At 66.3% G+C, this 25669-nt stretch carries 22 protein-coding genes and 1 pseudogene; 14 read left to right on the top strand and 9 right to left on the bottom strand.

Translation table 11 applies throughout. The features are described 5' to 3' along the window. Positions 1-38: 38 nt before the first annotated feature. Positions 39-1205, bottom strand: coding sequence for an ABC transporter ATP-binding protein (locus tag OQF70_RS05080; RefSeq protein ID WP_280536245.1), 1167 nt, complete (start codon positions 1203-1205; stop codon positions 39-41). A gap of 51 nt (positions 1206-1256) precedes the next feature. After that, the gene (locus OQF70_RS05075) at positions 1257-2414 is read right to left on the bottom strand and encodes an extracellular solute-binding protein (RefSeq protein ID WP_280536243.1); all 1158 of its coding nucleotides are present in this window, start codon (positions 2412-2414) and stop codon (positions 1257-1259) included. Between the two features lie 204 nt (positions 2415-2618). Here OQF70_RS05075 and OQF70_RS05070 point away from each other — a divergent pair, with 204 nt between their 5' ends. Both OQF70_RS05070 and OQF70_RS05065 read left to right on the top strand, forming a co-directional pair. Next, on the top strand, positions 2619-3515 hold the full coding sequence (locus OQF70_RS05070) for an ABC transporter permease (protein ID WP_280536241.1): 897 nt from the start codon (positions 2619-2621) through the stop codon (positions 3513-3515). Positions 3516-3517: 2 nt separating this feature from the next. After that, a complete protein-coding gene (locus OQF70_RS05065) occupies positions 3518-4369 on the top strand; it encodes an ABC transporter permease (RefSeq protein WP_280536240.1) in 852 nt (283 codons plus the stop codon). Between the two features lie 185 nt (positions 4370-4554). Here OQF70_RS05065 and OQF70_RS05060 read toward each other — a convergent pair whose 3' ends face one another. Together OQF70_RS05060 and OQF70_RS05055 are read right to left on the bottom strand one after the other, a co-directional pair. After that, the gene (locus OQF70_RS05060) at positions 4555-6888 is read right to left on the bottom strand and encodes an aminotransferase class III-fold pyridoxal phosphate-dependent enzyme (protein WP_280536238.1); all 2334 of its coding nucleotides are present in this window, start codon (positions 6886-6888) and stop codon (positions 4555-4557) included. Between the two features lie 243 nt (positions 6889-7131). Continuing rightward, complete coding sequence (locus OQF70_RS05055) at positions 7132-8439, bottom strand: glutamine synthetase family protein (protein ID WP_280536237.1); 1308 nt, start codon at positions 8437-8439, stop codon at positions 7132-7134. 159 nt (positions 8440-8598) lie between these two features. Between OQF70_RS05055 and OQF70_RS05050 the strand changes: the two genes are divergently transcribed. Beyond that, a complete protein-coding gene (locus tag OQF70_RS05050; protein ID WP_280536235.1) occupies positions 8599-9231 on the top strand; it encodes a type 1 glutamine amidotransferase in 633 nt (210 codons plus the stop codon). Positions 9232-9273: 42 nt separating this feature from the next. Here OQF70_RS05050 and OQF70_RS05045 read toward each other — a convergent pair whose 3' ends face one another. Continuing rightward, positions 9274-10599: an aspartate aminotransferase family protein gene (locus tag OQF70_RS05045; protein WP_280536233.1), complete on the bottom strand. Its 1326-nt coding sequence runs from the start codon at positions 10597-10599 to the stop codon at positions 9274-9276. Positions 10600-10839: 240 nt separating this feature from the next. Here OQF70_RS05045 and OQF70_RS05040 point away from each other — a divergent pair, with 240 nt between their 5' ends. From OQF70_RS05040 to OQF70_RS05015, 6 genes and pseudogenes are all read left to right on the top strand, one after another. Continuing rightward, positions 10840-11829 carry an ornithine cyclodeaminase family protein gene (locus OQF70_RS05040; RefSeq protein WP_280536232.1) on the top strand — a complete coding sequence of 330 codons (990 nt, stop codon included), beginning with the start codon at positions 10840-10842 and terminating at the stop codon, positions 11827-11829. A gap of 246 nt (positions 11830-12075) precedes the next feature. Continuing rightward, positions 12076-12276, top strand: coding sequence for a hypothetical protein (locus tag OQF70_RS05035; protein ID WP_280536231.1), 201 nt, complete (start codon positions 12076-12078; stop codon positions 12274-12276). Between the two features lie 459 nt (positions 12277-12735). Further along, positions 12736-13224, top strand: a complete 489-nt coding sequence (locus OQF70_RS05030) for an Lrp/AsnC family transcriptional regulator (RefSeq protein WP_280536230.1) — start codon at positions 12736-12738, stop codon at positions 13222-13224. A gap of 27 nt (positions 13225-13251) precedes the next feature. Continuing rightward, positions 13252-13554, top strand: a pseudogene (locus OQF70_RS05025) (ABC transporter permease subunit); the annotation flags it as partial. 496 nt (positions 13555-14050) lie between these two features. Next, positions 14051-15163, top strand: a complete 1113-nt coding sequence (locus OQF70_RS05020; RefSeq protein ID WP_280536228.1) for a phytoene/squalene synthase family protein — start codon at positions 14051-14053, stop codon at positions 15161-15163. 85 nt (positions 15164-15248) lie between these two features. Next, entirely contained in the window at positions 15249-16055 is an 807-nt protein-coding gene (locus tag OQF70_RS05015) for a VOC family protein (RefSeq protein WP_280536227.1), read from the top strand. A gap of 3 nt (positions 16056-16058) precedes the next feature. On the opposite strand, the gene OQF70_RS05010 is transcribed toward OQF70_RS05015, so the two are convergent. Then, on the bottom strand, positions 16059-16784 hold the full coding sequence (locus tag OQF70_RS05010; RefSeq protein WP_280536225.1) for a ribosome assembly factor SBDS: 726 nt from the start codon (positions 16782-16784) through the stop codon (positions 16059-16061). A 174-nt stretch (positions 16785-16958) separates the two neighbouring features. On the opposite strand from OQF70_RS05010, the gene OQF70_RS05005 reads away from it, so the two are divergent. The 4 genes from OQF70_RS05005 (at position 16959) to OQF70_RS04990 (ending at position 20749) form a co-directional block, all read left to right on the top strand. Next, a complete protein-coding gene (locus OQF70_RS05005; protein ID WP_280536223.1) occupies positions 16959-18377 on the top strand; it encodes a glycosyltransferase family 2 protein in 1419 nt (472 codons plus the stop codon). A gap of 88 nt (positions 18378-18465) precedes the next feature. Beyond that, positions 18466-18849, top strand: a complete 384-nt coding sequence (gatC, locus tag OQF70_RS05000; RefSeq protein WP_280536222.1) for an Asp-tRNA(Asn)/Glu-tRNA(Gln) amidotransferase subunit GatC — start codon at positions 18466-18468, stop codon at positions 18847-18849. After that, positions 18850-20127: an Asp-tRNA(Asn)/Glu-tRNA(Gln) amidotransferase subunit GatA gene (gatA, locus tag OQF70_RS04995; RefSeq protein WP_280536221.1), complete on the top strand. Its 1278-nt coding sequence runs from the start codon at positions 18850-18852 to the stop codon at positions 20125-20127. Positions 20128-20218: 91 nt separating this feature from the next. Then, positions 20219-20749 carry an OsmC family protein gene (locus OQF70_RS04990; protein ID WP_280536220.1) on the top strand — a complete coding sequence of 177 codons (531 nt, stop codon included), beginning with the start codon at positions 20219-20221 and terminating at the stop codon, positions 20747-20749. 51 nt (positions 20750-20800) lie between these two features. On the opposite strand, the gene OQF70_RS04985 is transcribed toward OQF70_RS04990, so the two are convergent. The 3 genes from OQF70_RS04985 to OQF70_RS04975 form a co-directional block, all read right to left on the bottom strand. Next, on the bottom strand, positions 20801-23437 hold the full coding sequence (locus tag OQF70_RS04985; RefSeq protein WP_280536219.1) for a cation-translocating P-type ATPase: 2637 nt from the start codon (positions 23435-23437) through the stop codon (positions 20801-20803). A gap of 175 nt (positions 23438-23612) precedes the next feature. Continuing rightward, on the bottom strand, positions 23613-24431 hold the full coding sequence (locus tag OQF70_RS04980; protein ID WP_280536218.1) for a sulfite exporter TauE/SafE family protein: 819 nt from the start codon (positions 24429-24431) through the stop codon (positions 23613-23615). Positions 24432-24434: 3 nt separating this feature from the next. Then, positions 24435-24875 carry a plastocyanin/azurin family copper-binding protein gene (locus tag OQF70_RS04975; protein WP_280536217.1) on the bottom strand — a complete coding sequence of 147 codons (441 nt, stop codon included), beginning with the start codon at positions 24873-24875 and terminating at the stop codon, positions 24435-24437. A gap of 97 nt (positions 24876-24972) precedes the next feature. Between OQF70_RS04975 and OQF70_RS04970 the strand changes: the two genes are divergently transcribed. Continuing rightward, positions 24973-25668, top strand: coding sequence for a protein sorting system archaetidylserine synthase (locus OQF70_RS04970; protein ID WP_280536216.1), 696 nt, complete (start codon positions 24973-24975; stop codon positions 25666-25668). The last annotated feature ends 1 nt before the right edge of the window (position 25669 follow it).

The following is a 25669-nucleotide window of genomic DNA, read 5'->3' as shown; positions in this document are numbered from 1 at the left end:
CCCCGTCATTTCGCCGATCGAGTGGGTATACCGTTTCGCTACTCGAGGATGAGTTCGCACGCGCCGGTCGGGAAGCTCACCGTGACGTCGTCGCCGGCGTCGAACTCGTCGACCTCCTCGTTGACCTGCCGTTCGACCTCGAAGGTGTGGCCGTCGACGTCGACCTGGTACACCTTCAGCGACCCCTTATAAATCGCGTCGGTGACGGTGCCGTCCCACTCGTTGGCGTAGCCGCGACTCTCGCCGGGCGGCGTGAGGACGACCTCCTCGGGCCGAACCGAGACCGCCACGGATCGGCCCGCGTGGTCGGGGTACTCGCCGATGGCGACGTCCGGTCCGTCGGCGGTCTCGAGAACGGCGCCGTCGCCGTCGATCGTCCCCTCGAACAGGTTCGTCTCGCCGATGAACGTGGCGACGAACTGCGTCTCCGGCGACTTGTACAGCGAGTCGGTCGGGCCGACCTGCTCGATCCGGCCGTCGTTCATCACCGCGATCCTGTCGGACATCGTCAGCGCCTCCTCCTGGTCGTGAGTCACGTAGATGAACGTGATCCCCAGCTGCTCCTGGATCTCCTTGAGCTCGACCTGCATATGCTGTCGGAGCTTCCGGTCGAGGCTTGCCAGGGGCTCGTCCAGCAGGAGGACGTCGGGCTCGCGGACGATCGCGCGTGCCATCGCGACGCGCTGTTTCTGGCCGCCCGACAGCTCGGTCGCCTGGCGCTCGTGATAGCCGGGCAGCTCGACCATCTCCAGCGCTTCCGTGACGCGCTCCTCGCGCTCGTCCTCCGGAACGCCGTCCATCTCGAGGCCGAAGGAGATGTTCTCCTCGACAGTCATATGCGGGAACAGCGCCCACTCCTGGAACACCATACTGGTGTTTCGAGCGTTCGCGGGCACGTTCGTCACGTCCTCGCCGCTGATCGATACCGTCCCGTCGGTGGGAGTCTCGAGGCCGCTTATCATCCGCAGGGTGGTCGATTTCCCACAGCCGGACGGCCCCAACAGCGTGAGGAACTCGCCGGCCTCGATCTCGAGGTTCACGCCGTCGACCGCGACGACGTCGTCGAACTCCTTTCTGAGCGCGTCCAGTTGGACGGTGCCGCGCGTCGACGTCGCAGCGGTGCGGTCCGCGGAGGGGTCGGTCGCCTCGTCGTGGTCCGTCTCGGCCGATTCCTCGGGGTCGTGTGTATCCATTTTGGTACTCATAATGAACTCCCGGGTAATGAACGCCCGGGTGAGAACGGCTGTCGCGGGCGCTTAGACGCCGCTTTCGGCCTTCGCTTCTTCCCACATGTCCGTCCACTGGTCGGTCATAGACGAGAATTCGTAGGGCGTGGTCTGGTTGGCGATCCGTTCGGCGGCGTCGAATCCCTCGTCGGTGAACATAAGCGCCTCCTGTTCGTCGGCGCTGAACAGGTCGAACGCCTCCGTGTTGACCGGCGGACTCTTGGCGGCGGGCTCCCAGGCGATGCTCCGCTGCCCCTCCGGGGAGATGACGGTGTTCATAAAGTCGATCGCGAGCTCGCGGTCGGTCGGGTTCTCGACCAGACACATCCCCTCGGTCCACTGCATCCCGCCCTGTTCGGGCAGGACGACGTTGACCCAGTCGTTGCCCTCCGCGCGCAGCTCCGACATCGTGAAGTTCCCGACCGGGGAGATGACGATGTCCTCCTGGAGGAACGCCTGGCGGATGGCGCTCGTTCCGCTGTAGATCGCGTTGAACTGGTCGAACATCTGCACCAGGTGATCGAAGACGTCGTCCAGCTGCTCGTCGGTCTGCTCGAAGGGCGGGTACCCGAGCGTTTGCGCGATCTTCGGAATGTTCCAGGTCGGCCAGTCCATGATGCCCATCCGGTCCGTGTACTGCCCGTCGGGACCGCCCGTCCAGAGCACTTCGTAGGAGTCGTAATGGCCCTCCTCGACCTGGTCAGTGTTGACCGTCAGCGTGTCCCAGCCCCAGCGGGTGGGAAGCGCGTACATCTCCTCATCGTACTCGAAGGAGCTGAACGGCCACTGGAACTCCGAGAGGAAGTTGTCCATCGCCGGGAAGTCGTCCGGCGACAGCGGTTCGATCGTGCCGGCCTCCGCGTGGCGGGCTGCCCAGGTGTTGTTGAGGGTGAGCAGGTCGTAATCCTCCGTTCCGCCGCTCTGGAGGATGTTGAGTCCCTCGGGGTCGCTCGAGAGGAGGCTGATGTTGACGGTCGCGTCGTGTTCGGATTCGAACGTGTCGACGATCGCGTCCGTGCCGTACCCCTCCCAGGTGAGGACGTTCAGTTCGGTCGTGCCGCCGCCGCCGAGACAGCCGGCCACCGCCGCAGTGCCGACCGCGCCGGCTGCCTGAACGAATCGACGGCGCGACGCCGTCGAGTGTCCCGATCCGACCGCGTCGCCCGAGTCAGGTGTGTGGGCATTCATCTTGGGTCTACCCTAGTATGGTATCTCCGTTATATAAAACTTACCATATAATCCACCATTGGCCGTAAATATTCTACTCTGGTCCAACCGATACCGCTTTTGTTGGTTGAAATTCGATACTCTGGCCATCGGGCGATCCGGTACCGTATGGATGTGTAGCCCCGATCGGAAGATATATTGGATAGAGTTCGATCAAAGGGGAGTATGGTGGAGACTCACAGTAGAACAGATACCATACTTCGAACTATACTCGATCGCGTCCGCGAGTCGAACAGCTTCCTCGTGACCGGCGGGCCGATCCTGCTCCTCGAGGTCCTCTTCTTCCTGGCCCCCGTGGCGATCATGTTCTACATCGCGACGATCGGGATGGAGGACCTCGTGTTGGTTCAGGAGTTCACCCTCGGCAACTACTTCGAGGTGTTCACCGGGTCGGCCAACCGGGTGGCGTTCATCAACACGACGCTCATCGCGCTCGCGACGACGGCGACCGCGATCGTCGTCGCGTACCCGTTTGCCTACTACATCGCCCGGTTCGGCGGTGAGTACAAGAACATCCTGGTCGTGCTCGTGATGATCCCGTTCTGGACGAACTACATCGTGCGCGTGTACGGCTGGCAGATCATCCTCGGCTCGCAGGGCGTCCTCAACGGGCTGTTGGTCTGGCTCGGCATCATCAACGAGCCCATCGGCTGGCTCATCAACACCAAGTTCTCGATCTGGCTCGGGCTGACCTACCTCTGGTTGCCCTTTATGATTCTCCCGCTGTACACGAGCCTCGAGAAGCTTGATGAGTCGCTCATCGAGGCCGCCTACGACCTCGGAGCGAGCCGGCGCGAGGTGTTCAAGCGGATCGTGCTTCCGCTGTCGATCCCCGGGCTGGTCGGCGGGATCATCTTCGTGTTCATCTTCAGTATGGGCGCCTACATCGTGCCCGCGATGATCGGCGGCGGCGAACTGTTCGTCGGGACCCGCATCGAGTACGCCTTCGGGATCGGGAGCGACTGGCCGCTGGGGGCTGCCCTCGGCAGCGTCCTGATGCTGATCGTCGGCGGCGTCCTCTGGGGACTGATGGGTTACACCGACGTGGAGGAGATGTTCTAACGATGTCCGTGGACACTGACACCGCGACCGAACGAGCCGGATCAAGCGAGGAGTCGCCGATCGGCGCCGCGATCAACCGGGTCCTGAATGCGGTCGGGAGCTCTTGGATGTCCGTCTGGGCACTCCTCGTCTTCGCGTTCCTGTACGCGCCGATCGCCGTCCTGATCCTCTTCTCCTTCGAGCAGGGGACCTTCTCGGGATTCCCCTGGGACGGGTTCACGATGCAGTGGTACACCCAGATGGTCAACGACGATCGACTCATCCAGTCCACGCTCAACAGCCTCTACGTGGGCGCGTTCGTCACGGTCGGCGCGACCGTCCTCGGCACGCTCGGCGCGATCGCCCTGGTCCGCGGGAGCTTCCGTCGGAAGGGGCTGTTCCGCGCGCTCGTGATCGCGCCGATGACGATCCCCGGGCTCATCCTCGGGATCGCGCTGCTGCTGTGGTTCAACGTGCTCGGGTTCAACACCTCGCTGCGAACCGTGATGCTCGGCCAGCTCGTCTTCGTGACTCCGTTCGTCGTCATCACCGTGAGCGCACGCCTGCGCGGGTTCGACCCCGAACTCGAGGAGGCCGCCCGCGATCTGGGTGCCAGCAAGTGGCAGACCTACCGCCGGGTGACCCTGCCGATCCTGATGCCCGGGATCATCAGCGGCGCGCTGTTCGCGTTCACGCTCTCGTTCGACGACTTCCTGATCGCCTTCTTCACGAGCGGCGTCCAGAACACGCTCCCGATCTACATCTGGTCGAAGGTCCAACACGGGACCGACCCGGTCATCAACGCGATCAGCGCGATGGTGCTGCTGTTCAGCATCTCGCTCATCGTCGCCAGCGAACTGCTCCGCCAGCGGTAGAGCCGCTCCCGTTTCGAACGCCGTTCGCTTCCGCGACGTGGTCGACGTTTTTCCCACACGGCGCCTGATACGGCCCGTTCACACGGCGCCTGAAACGGCCTGTTCACACGGAGCCAACCCACACGGACACGCTGGTTGGCGCGGCCGAACCGATCGCTCGAACCGATCGCTCGAACCGATCGCTTTCAGCCGTGACGCGGTAGATCCGAGAGGACGTCGTCGAGCGTCGCAAGCAACCGATCCGCGTGCGATCGTTCGAACACCAGCGGCGGCCGGATCTTCAACACGTTCCCGTCCGCGCCGGTCGACCCGATGAGCACCCGGCGGTGACGCAGCTCGTTGACGACCGCGGTCGCCTCGCTCGATGCCGGTTCCCGCATCTCGGGGCCCCTGACGAGCTCGACGCCGACCATCAGTCCCTGCTGACGAACGTCGCCGATGCGTTCGTGTTCTGCAGCCAGTTCCGCGAGCCCGTCCTGCAGGTAGGCGCCGACGTCGACGACGTGCGACAGCAGGTCCCGCTTCTCGATCTCGTCGAACACCGCCAACGCGGCCGCACAGGAGACGGGATTCCCGCCGAACGTGCTGAAAAAGCCGGTCCGGTCGTACAGGGTCGAGGCGATCTCCGACCGCGTCACGACGGCGGCGACGGGATGTCCGTTGCCCATCGGCTTGCCGATCGTGACGATGTCGGGGATGAGGCCCGCGTTCCGGAAGCCCCAGAGGGACTCCCCGGGTCGGCCGAACCCGGCCTGTACCTCGTCCGCGATGACGAGCCCGCCCGCCTCGTGGACGCGATCGACCATCGATCCCGTTCGCGCCTCGTGAGGGGGATGGATGCCGTCGCTCGTGAACAGCGGATCGAACATCCACGCCGCGGTTCCCGTCCCCCGTTTCTCGAGCGTGGCCAGCGATTCGGTCATCCCCTGGACCGGATCCGCCTGGACCGGATCCGCGGCCGTTCGATCCTCGTGGTGCACGTCGTCGATCGGGGGAGTGACCGTCTCGACGTGGTCCGGATCCATCCCCTCGGGCCAGATCGTCGGGGATTGTGCGGTCGTCGCCTCCGTGATCCCGTGATACGCGTTCTCCGAGACGATCGCGCCCGCGTTTCCGGTCGCGGCCGTGGCCAGTCGCCACGCGGTGTCGGTCGCCTCGCTGCCGGAGTTGACGAACAGCACGCGGTCCAGTTCGTCGGGCATCGTCGCCAGGATCCGTTCGGCAAGCTTCACCGGCGCTTCGTGGAGATACCGCGTGTTGGTGGCAAGCGTGCGTGCCTGCCCCGCGATGGCGTCCGCGACCGCCGGGTTCGCGTGCCCGACGACCTGAACGTTGTTGTACGCGTCGAGGTAGCGACGCCCGGCTGGGTCGTACAACCACACTCCATCGCCGTCGACGAAGTGAACGGGGTCGTCGTACGAGAGCGGCGACGACCCGAGCACCTCACGGCGCCGAGACAGCAATTCCGACGTGTCGGTCCGGGAATGCGGGACGGCCCCGGATTGTGCGGCGGCTCGGAGGCGACGACCGATGACGTCAAGCCCCCGTTCATCGAGCGATCGTAGGAGGTCCCACCCGTCATCGACGCCGTCCACGCTGTGGGCGTCCGTCTTTTCGGGATGCTCCGCGAGCCGCCACGCGACCGTCACGCCCCAGGTGAGGTGTCGTGCCGCGACGAGATCCGCCAGCAATTCCGCCTCCTCGTCCTCGAGAGGTGTGACGCTGACGTATCCTCGGATCACGTCCTGGGCCGCCTCGATCGGGTCCTCGCGACGGTACATCACGCTTGCCACCGCCATCACCAGGTCACTCACGAGCGCGGTGTGGGTGAGATCGCCGAAATCGACGATGCCGCCGACGCGATCGGCACCGTTCAGGAGGACGTTATCCAGCGTGAGGTCGTTGTGGATCACCTGCGCACGGAGCGAATCGAACTCGGGCTCGACCCGGTCCTCGTACCGATCGAGGATCCGTTCCGCGAGCTCGCGTCGATCGGGGTCGGTCACGCTGTCGAGCAGCGACCGAAGTTCGGGAACGTGCCGCAGATCCCACAGGATATCGTAGTCGGCGTCGGGATGAAAGAAGCCGCGCAGCGCTTTCCCGAGCCGCGCCACGACCGCCCCGTATTCGAAGAGCGCCTCCGCGTCGAGGCCCTGCCCCGGGACGGGTCGTCCCGGAACGTGGGTGAACAGCCGCACGTGATACGTCTCCTCGTCCTCGATGGTCGTCCACGGAGACCCATCGATCGTCGGCACCGGCTCCATCACCGGGAGGTCGGGATCGGTCCGTTGGATATGGCGCAGCGCCTCCGTCTGCAGATCGAGCGATGCGTCGTCATCGGCCGGGCTGGAGACCTTCAGGACGTATGCCTCGCCGTCGTCGACGTCGATCCGAAAGTTCTGGTCCCGTTCCCCGCCGAGTTCGGTGGCCGTCCCCTGCGTGCCGAACTCGCGTTCGGCGATCCGTGCCGCGCGCCGTTCATCCAGAGTCGGGGGTGGGACGACAAACGGTTCTAACAAGGTGGCTGCATCCGTCATGAGTTTGCTCTATACGTTCCAACAGACGGATCCATACTGAATGTTTCCCCATACCCTCGGAGGGAACGCGGGATGGCCTCCGCGTGACGGCCGGTCTCACGTCCGATCCCCTTCCACGGAGAGCCGGCCTCACGGTCGAGACGAACTTCGCATCCGAGACGGACTGCCATCCGAGACGAACTTCGCAGCCGAGGCGGACTTCGCAGCCGAGACGACCTTGGCGTCCTACACCGTCTTCACGTACTGGTCGCGTTCCCAGTCGGTGACGTGGTTCCGGAACGCCTCCAGCTCGCGCCGCTTGGAGGCCGTGTATACGCGCACGACGTCCTCGCCGAGGAGATCGACGAGCGCGTCGTCGGTTTCGAGCGCACGCAGGGCGAGCTCGGGCGAGCGGGGGAGCGTTGGCCGATCGCCGGTCGGATCGCCCTCGGCCGGCGCCGGCGGCTCGAGCTCGCGTCGGAGCCCGTCGAGACCGGCGGCGATCGTTCCCGCGATGACGAGGTAGGGGTTGGCGTCGGCGCTCGCGATCCGCGTCTCCGTCCGGACGACCCCCGGCGGCACGCGAACCGCAGTCATCCGGTTGTCGTACCCCCACGAGGCGGTGTAGGGCGCGAACGAGTTCGGCTCGAACCGCTTGAAGCCGTTGATGCTCGGCGTCCCCAGCGCGGCCAGCGCGTCGGCGTGATCCATCAGGCCGCCGACGAAGTGCCGGCCTCGCTCCGACAGCGCGCCGTCCTCGGCCGCCTCGAAGACGTTCTTCCCGTCGTCGAACGCGCTCACGTGGAGGTGGTAGCCGCTGCCCGACCGGTCGGCGAACGGCTTCGCCATGAACGTCGGCCACTGGTCAAAGCTGCGGCCGGCCTGCTTGACGAGCCGCTTGAAGTCGAACGTCGTGTCCGCCTGTTCGAGCGGGCGACCGTAATCGAACAGCACTTCCAGTTGTCCGGGGCCGTGCTCGTGGTGGAGCGCGGTGAGATCGATGCCGTAGTCGCCGGCCCAGTCGACGATCCGGTCGTAGAACCCCGCGACCTCCTCGGTCGCCCAGGAGACGCACTCGTGGTTGTCGTCGGTGGCCGGGGTGAACTCGCCGTTGGGGGTCTCCTCCAGGAGGTAGAACTCCAGCTCGCTGCCGGCGTAGAAGTCGAACTCGAAGTCGTTGGCCGACAGCACCGACTCAAGCACCGCTCGCGGCGAACACGCCAACCGCTCGTCCTCGTGGAAGAACCGACACAGGACCCGGACGGCGTTCTCGCGCCAGGGGAGCCGCATCGTCGTCTCCGGAATCGGATGCACGGTTCCGTCGGCGTGACCGATCTCCGCGCCAAGCCCGGATCCCTCGGGGACGTGGTTGCGCGGCGTCTGGGCCAACAGCACGAGGTTCATCGCGAACCCGTCCGCCCACTTCTCGAGGAACGCGTCCGCGGTGAGCTGTTTCGACCGGGAGATCCCGTTGATGTCGGCGAACTCGATGAACACGTGGTCGATCGCGGGATCCTCGATCGTCTCGACCATCCGGTCTGCCGCCTGGCTCATTCGAGCATCGCCTCCCTGCGGGCCGATCCCCAGCGGGCTGATCCCCGGCTGGTCGATCGCTGTGTGGTATCTGGTCTCATTGGTTATGTGCCACCGTCTGGATGTGGGTTGCAGTCGAGGTACAATAATTTATCCTTCTCCGGATACGAGGGACGATCGATGATCCTCGTCCTCGACGACGAAGTCCAGCCCGATTACCGATACCTCGGCCCGGAGATCGCCGCGTTCACGCCCGACAGCGAGTATCACGTCTACGCGGAGGACCCGGAAACGCCCCCGCTCTCGCAGTTCGACGGCGTGATCGTGAGCGGCTCCACCGCGAGCGTCTACGAGGACGGCTACGACTGGTTCGACGACCAGCGGTCGCTCGTCGAGACGTGTCGGGCGGAGTCGATCCCGCTTTTGGGCGTCTGTTTCGGCCACCAACTGATCAACGACGCCTTCGGCGGCGAGGTGATCGAGGACCGCCGCCGGGCGACGTTCGTCGAGATGACGACGCTCGACGCGGACGACCCGATCCTGGCGGGCGTGAACCCGGTCGTTCCGGTGCTTCACTCGGACCTCGTCGTCGAGCCCGGCGAGGGGATGGAGCCGATCGCCGAGACCGACTACAACGACCACTTCTGCACCCGCCACGTCGACGCGCCGATCTGGACCGTGCAGTTCCATCCCGAGTTCACCGAGCGCGTCCGCGACCGGCCAAGCGACTGGTCCGACGGCGATCACTCCTTCGGCGAGTGTAACGCGACGGCGGTGTTGGAGAACTTCGCGGCGTACTGTCGGGATCGATAGCGCGCGAAAAAGCCGATAGCACGGGAACGGCCGACGGCTACCTCACTCGAAGACGGCGGCGAACGATTCGTCGAGCGCGTCGAGGGCCTCCTCGACGTCGTCCTCATCGATGCACAGCGGCGGCGAGAGGGTGATCTGGTAGTCGGGCCGGCCCAGACCCACGAGGACGCCGCGGTCCTTGGCCTCGCCAAGGACCTCGCTAACGGGGTTGTCGACGTCGTCGTCGACCCAGGAGTTCGCGAACGGCTCGCCCGTCTCGGGGTTCTCCACGACGATGCCCCACAGGAGCCCCTTCCCGTGAACGTGGGAGATCTCGTCGTACGAGTCCGCGAGATCGTGAAGACCCTCCTCCAACAGCGCACCCATCTCCCGGCCGTTCTCGATGAGGTGGTCCTCGTACTCGTCGATCGCCGCGAGCCCGGCGGCACAGCCCAACGGGTGGCCCGCGAAGGTCTGTCCAACATCGGTGCCGTCCTCGCGGATGTCGTCGGCGATCTCCTTGCGCATCAGGACGCCCGCAAGGGGAACGTACGCGCTCGTCACGCCCTTCGCGAAGGAGATCATGTCCGGATCGACGCCCTCGTCCTGCATCGCGAACATCTCCCCGCAGCGGCCGAATCCCGCGATCACCTCATCGGCGATGAGCAGGACCCCGTACTCGTCACAGATCTCCCGGAGGCGCTCGAAGTAGCCTTCGGGTGCGGGATAGGCGCCGCTGGAGCCCGCCACCGGCTCCATCAGGATCGCGGCCACGGAGTCGGGGCCCTCGTTGCGGATCACGTATTCGACGTGGTTGGCGGCCTGTTCGGCGAGCTCCTCGCCCTCGGCGTCGAAGACCGACGGGAGGGGCGGCAGGAACTTGCCCGATCCCGTCACTGCGGCGTGGGAGTTGACGTTGTTCCGCGTGCTGGGGTCGGCGGTGAGCGCCGCGGTTCCGTAAGTGCTGCCGTGATAGGACTGCCACCGGGTCAGGACCTTCGGGGCGTCGCGGTACTCACGGGCGTACTGGACGGCCAGCTCGTTCGCCTCGCTGCCCGACACCGAGAAGACGACGTCGGTGAGCGGCTCCGGCGAGACCTCGGCGAGTCGGCGGGCCAGCTTCGTCCGCGTGTCGTTCTCCTTGCCCGAGGAGACGTACGGAATCCGGTCGAGTTGCGTCTTGACTGCGTCGATGATCGCCTGGTTGTCGTGGCCGGCGTTGACGCAGTAGAGCGACGCGATGAAATCGAGATACGACTCACCCTGGTCGTCGATCACCCGCGCACCCTCGCCGTGGGTTATCGGCGCGCTGTCGCCGTCCGGATCGTACCAGTGGGGGATCCAATCTGGATCGTCAGCCAACTGTTGTGCACTTTGATCGGAGCTCATCCGAGTAAATCCTTCACGGTCATACTATATATTAGTTGTGCGTCACCGGCGGAACGGCGACGTACCGGCGGAAGACGGCCGTGAGGCCGCCGTTCGGTCCCGCCACCGATCGGTGCCGCAGGGCTGTGGCGGCCCGTCCCGCGGAGTTGGATAGGATCTAACGAGACGTTCATCGGTGAAAGGGAAGACAAGGTTTCCGGAATAATTGGTTTTATTATCCTAGACTCGAGAGAGTCTGGTATGTCAGTCCTGTTGCTGTCCAGCGAGGACGTCGAAACGCACGCCCGGATGACCGACGTCATCCCGGCCGTCGAGGAGGCCTTCGCGGCCTACGAGCGCGGCAGCGTTCAGATGCCCGCAAAATCATACATCGAACTGGAGCGGTACAACGGCGACTTCCGGTCGATGCCGGCGTACATGGACGCCGGCGACTGGGACGCCGCCGGGATCAAGTGGGTCAACGTCCACCCAGACAACCCCGAGAAACACGATCTGCCCACGGTGATGGGGACGATGATCTACTCGGACCCCGAGACGGCGCTGCCGCTGTCGATCATGGACGGCACGGCGCTGACGATGCAGCGCACCGGTGCCGCGGCGGCGGTTGCGACCGACCATCTGGCGATCGAGGACGCCTCGACGCTGGGGATCGTCGGCGCCGGCATCCAGTCGTACACCCAGGTCGAGGCGATCGCCGAGGTGCGACCGATTACCGAGATCGTCGTGAGCGATCTCGATGAGGATCGGGTCGCTCGGTTCATCGACCACTTCGAGGACGACTTCGACGTTCGCGCGGGATCGATCGCCGAGGCCGCCTCCTGTGACGTCCTCTCCACGGTCACGCCCGTGCGCGAACCGATCGTGAGCCTCGATGACGTGGGCGAGCACACCCACATCAACGCGATGGGCGCCGACGCGGCGGGCAAACAGGAGCTCGAGACCGCGGTGTTGGAGGCCGCCAAGCTGACGATCGACGACCACGCGCAGACCACCCACTCCGGGGAGATCAACGTCCCCTACGGACGGGGAGAGATCGAGGACCCCCACATCTACGCCGAGATCGGTGAGATCGTCGCCGGGGCCAAGCCCGGCCGAACCGACGACGACGGGATCACCGTGTTCGACTCCACCGGCCTGGCGATCCAGGACGTCGCCGCCGCGCGCGTCACCTACGAAGTGGCCAACGAGGCGGGCGCCGGGACGGCCTTCGACCTGATCGATACGTCCTGATACAGTCGGACGAAACTCCGCGAGGAGTTTCGCCCGCCAGTAGTCACCGAGTTGGAGTGTGCTCGAGCCGCTCACACCCGGACTGTCGTCTGATTCCTCGCAATTCTCCGTCCTCGTCGACGGATGGGTTGGGTATCATCGTCGGTCCCGTCCGTTTGTCCGACAGTATGTCGTGATCACGGCGGTCACCGACGCGAGACGGCCACCGGCCGAAAGAGTGAGACGACCACCACCCGTGCGGCCGATATGACACGCACGGCGACCGTGTTCCGGCACGACAGCTTCTGGTACACGACGATCCCGCCGGCGAGAACGGGGCCGAGTGGACCGGGCGGCTCGCCTCCCGCGAGCCCCATCCGGATCGACCCCGAGTGGGTCCGCACCATCAACCGGATCCTCCGGATGGAGATCCCCGACCGGATCGAGTGGGTCAAACCCGATCTGTAACTCGTCAGCGCCGACCAGGATCCGGGGGCGGTCGATCCGCTCGCCGGGATCGACGCGACCGTCGACGTCGACGCCGTCGCAGATGCCGTCGACTACCACACGGAGTACTGGTCGACGCTCGAGTGAGCTGAATTTCTATCCAAGAGTAAGTAATAAATCAGGATGTTGTCCCGAGTATCGTGGTATTTTGAACTTTTATTCATAATACCTGGCGGGAGAAACAAACTTACAACGCTAAGCGTGTAATAACCTTCGAGAGTGATCAAATAGTCACATGATGCCACGACGGACACCCGGCAGAAGGGCGATCGCTGCTCGAACGCGCGTGCGGAACCCGTTCCGATGGGAAAGAATTAATACATAAGTCGAACTATGTCTCCATAACTGAACGTGGTTCAAACACACGCGGAACGGCGGCCGGTTCGTCGGCCTCGAGCCACGTTCGAGCCCGCAACACCCATGGACGAAAAAGACCTGCGTATCCTCAAGACGATCGCATCGGAGCGGATCAACAGCCCGGAACGGATCCACGAACACACGGGGATCCCCAAATCAACCGTTCACTACCGGATCGAACAGCTCCGCGAGAAGGGCGTCATTCTGAACGATCTCTACGAGATGGACCTCTCGAAGGTGGGACTCTCCATCGTGTTGATAAGCGAAGTGTACGCCGAGTACGAGGAGGATTACCACGAATCCGTCGGCGAGCGGATCGGCGAGATCGAAGGGGTCAACCAAGTGTACTTCACGATGGGCGATACCGACTTCATCGTCATCGCACACGTCACCGATCGGCGGATGGTCGAGGACCTCGTGGAGTCCTACGAGTCGATCGACGAGATCCGTCGCACGAGTTCGAAGTTCGTGATCACCACGGTCAAAAACGAGAGCCACCCGATCAACGACTTCGAGCACGAAACGCTCGTCGAGGCGATCATCGAAGAATAGGCGGTCCGGCCCTCCACGTTCGACCGGTCACTCGAGGAGGCCGCCAAGAACCTCGGGGCCGCCGAGACGCGCGTCTTCTTCGAGGTGCCGTTCCCGTTCATCCTCCCCGGCGTCGTCGCAGGGATGCTGCTCGCGTTCACGACTCCTTCGACGACTTCAGCCAGACCTCCCTGGATCGGCACCAACACTGAGACGCTCCCGATCGTCATCTACTCGATGATCCGGACGGGGCTCAACCCCTCGATCAACGTCGTCGGCACCGTGATCGTCGTCTTCTCCCTGTCGATCGTTCTCGTCGCCGAGCTGCTCTCGTCTCGAGTGACAGAGTAACTATATATCTATAATATATATTGTATTTATATCAGAAATTTCGAACACCAACCGGAAATGGAGGACGAACGGGGGCAACGGTGGACTGCTGATCGATCACGGATACGATATCCGAGATTTCGTTTCTCCATCCGGCTATCCAGACGGCCATCGAGCGCATTCGACGTCTAACCGGCGTAAAACTCGATTTAACCCATCCATCAATAAGCTGGAGGCGACACATCACGACTGCGTGGCGACGCGCTCTGATCGTCACGACTTCATCATAACCTCATCATGACCGCCGATCGTCGCCACGACCTCGTTCAACCGACGGTCCAAATGAATACCATATATTCAATTATTCCGTTTAAATATATTATATCATATATTTATAATATGTATAATATACCGGAGGCTTCGAACGCGATCGACGGCCGCCAAAACGGGGCCATCATAGATCACGGACCGTCCCCACGAGACTTTTTACCCCGCACGTTCTATGGTCGATATCTGAATGAGCGGACGTAACATATCCGCCGGCGAGTCCGACGTCGAGTCGGCCGCCGGTGGCGACCACGAGGCCGCCCGGGCGGACCTCGACTGGTGTCACGAGGCAGTGCAAGGCGTGTCGCGCACCTTCGCGCTGACCGTTGACGTGCTCGAGGAGCCGATGGCGAGTCACATCTGTCTCGGCTACCTCCTCTGCCGAGTCGCCGATACCGTCGAGGACGCCGGTCACATCCCGCCGGCAGCCCAGACCGAGCTGCTCGAGACCTACGACGCCGTCCTCGATCCCGACGGCGACACCGACGTCGACGAGTTCCGCGCGGCCGTCGACGAGTGGGTCCCGCCCGAGGCGGAGCGGAACGCGGACTGGGCGGTCGTCGCCCGGTCGCCGACGATCGTGGCGACCTTCCAGGAGTTCCCCGAGGACGTTCGGTCGGCCATCGTGCCCCCGGTTCGGGAGATGGTCGACGGGATGGCGATGTTCCTCGACCGGCACGCGGAGGCGGGCGGGCTCCGGATCGACGACCGGGACGAGCTCGAGCAGTACTGTTATTATGCCGCCGGCACCGTCGGCACGCTGATCACCAACCTCCTGACCCGGGCTGACGTCGACGACGATCGCGTGCAACGGCTCTACGACACCGCCGAGGAGTTCGGCCTGCTCCTCCAGCTCGTCAACGTCTCGAAGGACGTCTACGACGATTACACCGCCGAGAACAACGTCTACATCCCCGCCGAGTGGCTCGCCGCCGAGGGCGTCGACCAGGAGTCGATCGTCGACCCCGAGAACCACGACTCCTCCGCCCGCGTCGTCGACCGGACCGCAGAGTACGCCCACTCGTTCCTCGACGACGCCCAGGCGTACCTGGAGACGATGCCGCTGAAACACGGCAACACGATGGCCGCCTGGAGCGTCCCCTACCTGCTTGCGGTCGGAACGCTTCGGGAGATCCAGTCGCGCCCGGAGGACGCGCTCACCGAGACCGGCGTGAAGGTCTCCCGCAAGGAGGTGTTCGCGGTGATGTCGGCCGCCAGCGACGCCGGTCGCGACTCGCTTGCCGACCTGCGGGAAACGATCGCGAACAAGCCGTTCCACCGCGCGATGAGCGCGGGCGAGTAGCCGGCACGCCACTCGACGCCGACACGCGTTGCCGGAACCGGACGCTCGGTGATTCCCCCGCGGTCCCCCGTCGCCATCCCCACCGATGACCATCACCCGACTCACACACCTCGCGCTCGAGGTCCAGTCGCTCGATCGCGCACGCGAGTTCTACGAGGATCGACTCGGGCTCGGCCACGAGCGCATTCACCGGACCGATCGGGAAGTCGCCTATGCGGTCGGTGATACCGGGTCGCGCCTCGTGCTCCGCCGCCCACGGTCGATCCCGCGTGGCGGCGTCCACACCCATTTTGCCCTCTCGACGACCGCCGACGCCTACGACGCCTGGATCGATCGCTGTGCGGATCTCGATCCCGTCGAACGGACGTTCGGGGCGTATCGGTCCCTGTACGTCGATGACCACGACGGGCATTGCGTCGAGATCGGGACGCTTGAGGGGGCTGACGACGCCGGCACTCGTGGAGACACGCCGGCACTCACGGGGATCTTCGAGGTCGTTCTCGAGGTCACGTCCCTGGAGCGGAGCGAGGCGATCTACCGTTCGCTCGGCTTCGAGGTCGTCGATCGCGGCGACGACCGGCCGCGCGTTCGCCTCCGGGGGCCGTTCGATCTCGAACTGTGGGAACCACACATCGGGATCGCCGACGCGCGTGGTGGGTGCCACGTCGATCTCGGACTGGCGAGCGACGATCCCGACGTCGATGCCGACCGGCTTGCTGACGCGATCGCGACGGCGGGTTCGGCGGGTTCGGTGGGTGGAACCGATGCGACCGATGCGACCGATGCGACCGATGCGACCGGGGAAGCGGCGACCGAGATCGTGGAACCGATCGACGGCGGCGTCCGCGTTCGCGATCCGGACGGACACCGGATCGCGATCGTCGCTGAGTGACCGCTATCGCGTTCGGAGGTCGTCTTTGTCCTTGACGACCTGCGTCTCGGCGTTCCCCGAGGAGACCTCGTTGGCCAGGTCGTAGAAGTCGTTTTGCAGGCCGGCCGGGAAGGTCACGACGCCGACCCAGGATCCGTCGTTTTGCCACTCCTCACGCTCGAGGTCGCCGAATTCGCGTATCTGCGCCTGTCCGGATCCGGCGTAGTCCGGCGGCAGCTGCACGGCGACCGTGATCTCCTCGAACCGGATCGGGATCACGGGTCGCAGCGCCTCCAGAGCGTCGTCGACCTGGTTCTCGACGGGCTCCATCGGATCGATGGTGAACCCGGCCTCCTCGAGGGCGCGGTCGATGCGCTCGGGCGGGTGCGGCGAGTCGTCCATCTGGGGGTTTATCGCGTTGCGCGCGATCGTGTTGATGAGCTGTTTGCGCTTGCGCTCCTGCATCTCGCGGCGTTGATCGGCGGTGATCTGGATCTCGCCACGCTCGACCACCTCGGGGATGATCGCCATCGGGTCGGTCGTTCCGAACACCTCCTCGAGGGCGGACTCGGCCGGGCGATCGCCGCGTGAGGCGTTCTCGAAGACGTCCTCGGCGGCGATCACGTCCTCGAGGTCGCCCTCGAAGTCGCCGCGTTTCATCGCCAGCGCCGCGTCGGGGTCGATCAGCACCTCGAACCGCTCCCCGTGTGATTCGAGCCGGGCCGTGACGGCGTCCTCGAGTGAGATCATACTCGCCGGTTCCTCCCCCGTGGTAAAAAGTCTCCCGCGTCAGGGCCCCACGGGGCCACGGAGCCATCCCCGATCGGCTGTGAGGACCGCGAGGACCGCGACCGATCGTCACGGGACCCGGCAGCAGCCGTGATCGAGCCAAGCTTCATATGCTGTGGGCGAACAGTCTCTGGCGTGCTTGAACCGTCGGTTGCCGCGCTGTTGAACGTGTTCGTCGCCACCCAGGTCATCTACGGGCTGGTCAACCTCTCGGTGGCCTTGCTGTTATATACCCAACCGGTCAACCGGGTCGACGAGGCCCTCGCGATCCCGTTCGGCGGTGACGACGCCGCCGACGTCCCGGGAAATGGTGACGACGCCGCCGACGTTCCCGTTTGGGGAAGCGATGTCGGCGTCTCAGCGACGGCGGATGCGGGGACGACTCGGGCCGATCGGTTTCGGCCGATCCACGTCCTCCTGGCGATCCGCAGCGAACGACGGGCGGTCATCGAGGAGACGATCGCCGACGTGTTCGCCCAGGAGTACCCGACCGATGCGATCCACGTCTACGTGATCTACGAGGCGGACGACGACCTCGTCGGCGGCTACGTCGACGACCTCGCCGCGGCGGCGGCCGAACGTGGGTGGGACGTCGTCCCGCACGTGGTCGACCGGGAGGGGCTGTCGTATTACCTGCAGGCGAACGCGCGATTGATCGCCGGGGACTTCGTCCCCCGAACCAAGGCCGCAGCGCTAACGTACGCGTTCGCCTCGCTATCGTTCGCCCCCGACGACGTGGTCACCGTCTCCGACGCCGACACGACGCTTCCCGCGGACACGTTTCGGCTCGCGGTCGGCGGACTCGAGGAATACGACATCGTCCAGGCCAAACAGACGGTTCGAAACGTCGCGGACGGCTGGTTACCGACCCTTGAGGCGATGGGGATCGCTGCCTGGTCGGACGCGATCTACACGCGAACCAGCACGGGGCCCTATCAGCTTCTCGGAAAGGGCTACTTCATCGGCGTCGCCGACCTGTACGCGCTTGACGCCTGGGATCCGGACGCGATCACCGAAGACATGACCCTCGGCGTCGCGGCCTACCTGCGCGGCTACCGACTCGGGGTCGTCGACCGATACGTTCAGGATCTCTGTCCGCCCGACTTCCGGGACTGGATCCGACAGAAACGCCGTTGGGTCGGCGGGCCGTACGGTCACCTGTTCCGAAGGGAGTTCACGCTGCGGGAACGGGTCCGATTTTGGACGTTCACCGTGGCCAACCAGGCCATCTCGGTGGCGAACTTCCTCGGGATCCCGGTGGGCGCGATCGTCGCGTGGTCCGTGCTCGTCGGACCAGGTATCACGCTTCCGACCCCGGTGACCGTCCTCGTCGCGTTCAACCTCCTCTGTTGGATCGAGTTCACGCGCCGGACGTACGCGGCGACGCGGCGCGCGGTTCGCCTCGAGACCCGCCGTCAGACGGCTCGATTCTACCTGATCTCGAACCCGATCACGCAGGCGATCTACGCGGCGCTGTGGGCGATTCCGATCGCGAGCGCGGTGTGGCGGACCCTGCGCGGTGCAACCCCGGACTTCGAGGTGACGCCGAAGTGAGGGGATGATTCGGGTCACCGGGCAGAATCGTGGATGCGGTGGTCGTCGGATTCGAAACCCTTACTCCCGGGCCGTCACACTCATCGGTATGAGCGATTCGCCCGACGAACGGTCCGAGGCGGCTGCGGACGCGGCGGACGCGGCGGATGCCGCAGACACCGCAACCACGGACACGACGGAGGCTGTCGACGCGACTGACGCGACCGACGTCGACGTCGAGGACGTCGACCACGTCGCGAGCCTCGCGCGCGTCGACCTCGAGGAGGCGGAGCGGGAGCGGTTCCCCGAACAGTTCGCGGAGATCCTCGAGTACTTCGAGACGCTGGATGAGGTCCCCGAGCACGACCGCGAGCCGGAGCTCGTGAACGTGATGCGTCCCGACGAGGTCCGTGAGGGGCTCACCCAGTCGGAGGCGCTCCGGAACGCCTCGGAGACCGAAGACGGCTACTTCCGCGGCCCGCGGGTGTCGTAGATGGCGGCCGACCTCAACGCGTTCATCACCGAGGAATCGATCGCGGGTGCCGACGCGGGACCCCTCGCGGACGCCACCGTCGCGGTCAAGGACAACATCTCGACGGCCGGCGTCGAGACGACCTGCGGGTCCCGAATGCTCGAGGGCTACGTCCCGCCCTACGACGCCACCGTCGTCGAGCGACTCACGGACGCCGGCGCGACGATCGTCGGTAAGGCGAACATGGACGAGTTCGGGATGGGGACGACCACGGAGACGTCCCAGTTCGGCCCGACGCGCAACCCGGTCGATCCGGACCGCGTCCCCGGCGGCTCATCGGGCGGCTCCGCGGCCGCGGTCGCCGCCGGCGAGGCCGACCTCGCGCTCGGAACCGACACGGGCGGGTCGGTCCGCTGTCCCGCGGCCTTCTGCGGCGTCGTCGGGATCAAGCCGACCTACGGACTCGTCTCGCGATACGGGCTGATCGCGTACGCGAACTCCCTCGAGCAGATCGGCCCGATCGCCGGGACCGTCGAGGACGCGGCGGCGCTGCTCGACGTCATCGCCGGCCCCGACCCGCACGACGCCACGACCCGGGAGGCCGGCGCGGACGCGAACTACGCGGCCGCCGCCGACGGTGACGTCGACGGGATGACGATCGGCGTCGTCCCCGAACTCTTCGAGGGGGCCCACGAAGGCGTCGTCGAAACCGTCCGATCCGCGATCGACGATCTGGAGGCGCAGGGCGCCGAGACGGTCGAGGTCTCGCTCCCGTCGGTCGAACACGCCGTTCAGGCCTACTACGTCATCGCGACCTCGGAGGCCTCCTCGAACCTCGCGCGCTTCGACGGCGTCCGATACGGTCACTCGGCCGGCCACGACGGCAACTGGAACGAGACGTTCGCCGAGACGCGCTCGGAGGGCTTCGGCGAGGAGGTCAAACGCCGGATCCTCCTGGGTACCTACGCGCTCTCGGCCGGCTACCACGACAAGTACTACAAGAAGGCACAGGACGCCCGCGCGTGGGTCCGGTCGGACTTCGACGACGCCTTCGCGGACGTCGACGTGATCGCCTCGCCGACGATGCCCGTGCTCCCCTTCGAGCTGGGTGAAGGGATCGACGACCCGATGACGATGTACCTCGCCGACGCGAACACGACGCCGGTCAACCTGGCGAACCTCCCCGCGATCTCCGTCCCCGCCGGCACCGCCGAGGGACTTCCGGTCGGCCTCCAGCTGATCGGCCCCCAATTCGGCGAGGAGACGATCGTCCGGGCCGCAAGCGCCGTCGAGGAGTAGGGGCGGGGCGCCAAGACGAACTACGTCCCAGACGACGGCGGTATTTGTCGCCCTCCAAATCCGTTCCTGTCCTCACCGCCCACCGATGGGTATGTCGGAATCCACCGATCGGGACTTGCCGGAGATCCAGGAGCCGCTGAAGGCGGAGTACGAGAAGAACCCGGACGCGGCGAAGGTAACGCTGTCGGCCACCGGTGCCGAGCAGGCCGAGGAGGGACGCGCCTGCGACGTCGACATCGGCCGGGCGATCTACGAGGCCGAGCTCCACGAGGGCGCCGGCGGGCCGGGGTCGGGCGCCTGCTCGGGCGACCTGCTGCTCGGCGCGCTGGCGGCCTGTTCACAGCTCACCGCGCAGGCGGTCGCGGAGAACTTCGGCATCGACGCGGACGTGAGCGTCGACGTCGAGGGCGACCTCGACCTCCGGGGCACGATGGGCGTCGCCGAGGACGCGCCGGTCGGCTTCGAGGACATCCGCCTCTCGATCGACGTCGATCCGGCCGACGGGGAGTCGATCGACCCCGAGACGGCGGCCACCTTCGAGCGGGCGACCGAGAAGTACTGCGTCGTCTACCAGACGCTCATCGACTCGCCGGCGATCGAGACCGACTGGAACGTCGACTGAGGGGAGGACCGACTGGAACGTCGGCTGACGAGGACGGTGGAGGTCCCTTCTCTACTCCCCGTCGTCGTTCACGAGCGGCCGCGAGGAGTTCGCCACCACGAGCAGGCTGCTCGTGCCCATCGCGACCGCGGCGAACAGCGGGTTCAGGACGCCGAGGGCCGCAAGCGGGATCGCGATCGCGTTGTAACAGAACGCCCAGGCGATGTTCCCCTTGACGCGCCGGCCCGCGGCGCTCGCGAGGTCGAAGGTCGTCGTCACCGACCGGAGGTCGTCGTCCACGATCGCGACGTCGGCGGCGTCGGCCGCCATCGCGGTCCCGCCGCCGAGCGCGATCCCCAGGTCCGCACGCGCCAGCGCCGGCGCGTCGTTGGTCCCGTCGCCGACCATCACCGTCGTCCCGGTCGCCGCGAGCCGCCCGACCGTTTCGGCTTTCCCCTCCGGCGGCACGCCGGCGAACACCCGCGAAACCGCGTCGTGGTCGGCGAAGACCGTCGCCGCCCGCTCGTCGTCGCCGGTGAGGACGACGACGTCGACCCCGCGGTCGGCGAGTTCGGCAACCGTCTCCCGCCAGCCATCCCGAAGGTCATCACCGACCACGATCGTTCCCTCCGCCTCGCCGTTGCGGCCGACCGCGACCGGGACGCGACCCACCGCGCGTGCGTCCGCGATCCGATCGGCGATCGCGTCCGGAACCGCCCAGCCACGCTCCGCGAAGAGGTCGGGATGGCCGACGAGCACTTTCTCGCCGTCGACCACGCCCGACACGCCGGTTCGGTGGCTTCGGAAGGACTCGACGCGATATGGATCGGCGGACTCCTCAATCGAGCCCGTCTCGTCGGTCGTCGCGGTCGCGGCCGCCATCCCGTCGTCGGCTTCGGAGTCCGCGTCCGATCGCGTGGACGTGACCGACGATCCGCCGTCGGTCGCCGTCGTGTCGGCGTCAGCATCCGCGACCCCGTCCCCGACGGCCGCGTCGTCGACCGCGTTCGCGATCGCGGTGCCGACGGGATGGGCTGACCGACCCTCGAGGGCGGCGGCGCGCTCGAGGAGGTCGGGGTCAAGGTCGTGGTCGACCACCCGCGTCTCGCCGGTCGTCAGCGTGCCGGTCTTGTCGAGGACCACCGTGTCGGCCTCGCGGACGCGCTCGAAGACGGTGTCGTCGAAGACGACGATCGACCGCGCGAGCGCGTCGCGGATCCCGGCGGCGACCGCAAGCGGCGTCGCCAGCCCGAGCGCGCACGGACACGAGACGATGAGAACGGTGAGTCCGACCAGCAGCGCCTCCGCGGGCGGCGCCCCGACCACAAGGGTTCCGACGGTCGCAACCGCGGCGATGGCGAGCACGACGGGGACGAAGACCGTCGCGAGCCGGTCGGCGAGCGCCTGGATCCCGTGGTTGGAACTCTGGAGGTCCCAGACGAGCTCGGCGATCCGGTCGAGGCTGCTCGTCGCGCCCTCGCCGACCTGCACGACGAGCGCTCCGTCGGCGAGGACCGACCCGCCGACGACCGTGTCGCCCGGCCGCTTGTCCACGGGCAGGGATTCGCCGGTCACGACCGACTCGTCGACCGCGCCCTCACCCTCCACGACCTCGCCGTCGATCGGGACGCGCTCGCCGGCCCGAACGAGCAGGCGGTCGCCCGTGTTGAGGTCCTCGATCGCGACGGTCTCGGTGTCGGCGTCGACACCTGGTGGATCCGACGCGTCTGCGTCCGCCGTGGGTTCGCCACCTCCGACCGTGCCGTCGTCTCCGGTTCTGTCCGTGTCGACCAGCCGGCGTGCTTCGTCGACGCGAACGGCGGTCAGATCCGAGAGCCGCTCGGTCGCGCGGCGTTTGATCGACGTCTCGTAGTGGGTGCCGATCGTGACGATCACGATGATCGCGACGGTCACGTCGAAGTAGACGTGCTCCTTCCCGGTCGCGATCGAGAGGATCGAGTAGGCGTACGCGCTCATCGCCGCCAACGCGACGAGCAGGTCCATGTTCGGCGACCGGGTCCGGAGACTCACGTACGCGCCACGGAGGATCGGCTTGCCGGTGACGACGACGACGATCGTCGTGAGGATGCCGATGAAGCCGTAGAAGTACGTGCTCGAGGAGTGCCGGAGTGCATCCGAGAGGAACCGGGCCATCGCGTCGGTGTAGAACAGGCCGTCGAAGTAGGTCGGATAGATGATCGCGACGTACTGCAACATCACCATCATCCCGACGAGCACGCCGACCGCGAGCCGCACCGTCGCGATGGCGTCCGCGCGCCGGCGTCGGAAGGCGTCGTCCCGGTCGTACGCGCTGTAACCGAGCCCCGAGACGGCCTCACGCAAGTCGGCCGCCGAGACCGTCTCGGGGTCGTGGTCGATCCGTACCGTCTCGGTCACGTAGCTCGCGCTCGCGTCGCTGACACCGTCGGTCGCCGCCGCGGCCGACTCGATGAACGCCTCACAGGTTGCACAGTGCATCCCGTCGACCTCGAGGAACGTGGGCTCGTGGTCGTCGGGCACGGTCGGTTCCTCCTCGGCTGCCTCGGAGCCGTGGACGCGCTCCCGGACGTCGGCGGCGTCGACGTCGTCGACCGACCCGAGCGTCTCGTGGACGTCCCGACAGCCGGGACAGCAAAACGGGTTGCCGTCGGCGTCGACGATGTCGGCGGCGGGAAGGTCACAGAGCGTGCAGGTCCGGTCCTCGGTCATAGGATATGGGTGGGATGGGATGGTGTCGGGTAGGTACGGGTGTCGGAGTGGGTGTGGGTGCGGGTGTGCGTGGATCGGTCGACTCGGCGCGACGCGCTCGCCGAATCACGGCCGACCGATCCCGGGTACGTGCGGTTCGTGCCGGACGTGAATGACTGTTGCGTCTGCGGACGCATCACCCACCTCCCGCCCCGCTCAAGGGGTCGTAGAACGGGAACATCGGATGCGGGACGTGGATCCCCAGGCTCATCAGCCCGTGGGCAAACAGCACGTAGCCCAACGCCAGGAACACGATACCGAGCAGGCGGTGAAGCCGTCGACGGTGGACCGCGTCGACCGCCTCGATGACGGTTCCGTAGGCGAAGACGGCCGGGATCGTTCCGATCCCGAGCGCCGCGAGCGCGAGCGCGCCCGACGCCGCGGAGCCGCTCGCGAACGCGTAGAGGTACGCCGGATAGAGGATCGGACACGGCAACAGCCCGTGGAGGCCCCCGAGGACGATGATCCCGGGACCGTTTGCGAGCCGGTCGACGTGGTTCATCAGTCGGCCCGTGACGCGGTCGAGCCCCGGCAGGTGGATCCCGGCGGCCGCGCTCCCGAGCAGGTACCGGACGCCGATCGCGACCACGAACAGTCCGATGAGGACGCCGACGACGCCCCGAACCAGTCCCGCCGTCGACGTGAGCGACCCCACGGTGAGAAAGACCGCGCCGCCGAGCCCGCCCAGGAGCGCGCCGATCAGGGTGTAGCTCGTCGCTCGCCCGACGTTGAACAGCGCGTGCTGGCGGACCTCATAGGTGGTGAGATGGGAACGTCGCCCGGCGGCTGCGCCCGCCCCGGCTGATCCGTCGCCGTCCGACCGCGGCCCCATCCGGTCCGAATACACCGTGACGAGGGGCCCACACATCCCGATACAGTGGGCGCCGCCGAGCAGCCCGACGAGCAGAAACAGCGCGACGTCGACGCCGAGCAGCTCGGCGGCCGTCGGCACCATCGGTCACTCCTCGACGATCACGGCGCCGATCATTCCGGCCTGCTCGTGGGGAATACAGACGTAGTCGTACCGACCCGGAACCTCGAAGGTATGAGTAAACTCGTCGCCGTTCTCCAGGGCGCCGCCGCGATCGCTCCACCACGCGTCGCGGGCGGTCGCCTCGTCGTCGTATCCGCCGGTCGCGAAGAACTCCGTGTCCTCGGGAATGGCGTCCTCGTAGGCGGTGACGGTGTGGGTCCGCGCGCTCGTGTTCCGCCAGGTCACGGACTCGCCGACGGCGATCGTGACCTCCTGGGGGCGAAACGCCGTCGCGGTCATCCCGACGTCGTAGTCGGGCTCGTCACCGGACCCACCCGCGGCACCGCCCAGACAGCCGGCGATCGGGAGCGTGGCGGCCACCGTCGCCGACCCGGCCAGGCGCGAAAGGAACCGTCTCCGCTGCATATCTCCTCGTCAGCGACCCGCGGGCTTATGTACGGCGGTCCGCTCCCGGGTTCTGAGAATAACAACAGGTAAAAAGCCCGTCCACGACCCGATGGGTATGAAGCCGCGGTTCGCCGGCCGACTCGGGCTCGCGGACGCCGTCACCGTCGCGAACGCGGCGATCGGCTTTCTGGCGGTCGTGGCCGCAACGATCGACGTCGAGCTCGCTGCCCGGCTCGTGCTGTTCGGCGCCATCGCCGACGCGCTCGACGGGATCATCGCCCGGACGCACGGATCCACGCCGGCGGGCGACCACCTCGACTCGCTGGCCGACGTCGCGACCTTCGGCGTCGCTCCCGCGACGATCGTCGCGATCACGCTGGAGTCGACCGGAATGGCGACGTCGAACCCCGCCTTCCTCGCCGGAATCGCCGTCGGCGCGGCGTACGTCGCGATGGCGGTCACCCGTCTCGGGCTCTACGCCGCCTACGACCTCGAGAGCGACGAGACGAAGGGCGTGCAGACGACCCTCGCCGCGACCCTGATCGCGGCGACCGTCCTGGCTGGCTACACCGATCCGGTCGTGTTGGTCCCCGGGACCGCCCTGCTCGCGGTCCTGATGGTCTCGCGGGTGACGTACCCGGACCTCCACGCCCAGGACGCGATCGTGATGGGCGTCGTGCAGGCGATCGCGATCGTTCTCACCGGCGACTGGGGGCGCGTCTTCGCGTTCGCGCTGCTGTTTCTGGCCGGGAGCTACCTCGTCTTTGGTCCCTGGTTCTACTGGCGTGACGGGCTCCAGCTTGGGGAGTGAC

The organism is Halopenitus sp. POP-27 (assembly GCF_029889855.1).
In the GTDB taxonomy this organism is placed as follows: Archaea; Halobacteriota; Halobacteria; order Halobacteriales; family Haloferacaceae; genus Halopenitus; species Halopenitus malekzadehii.
Note: the sequence above shows the minus strand (reverse complement) of the source record. Positions and strands in the feature narration are given on the sequence as shown.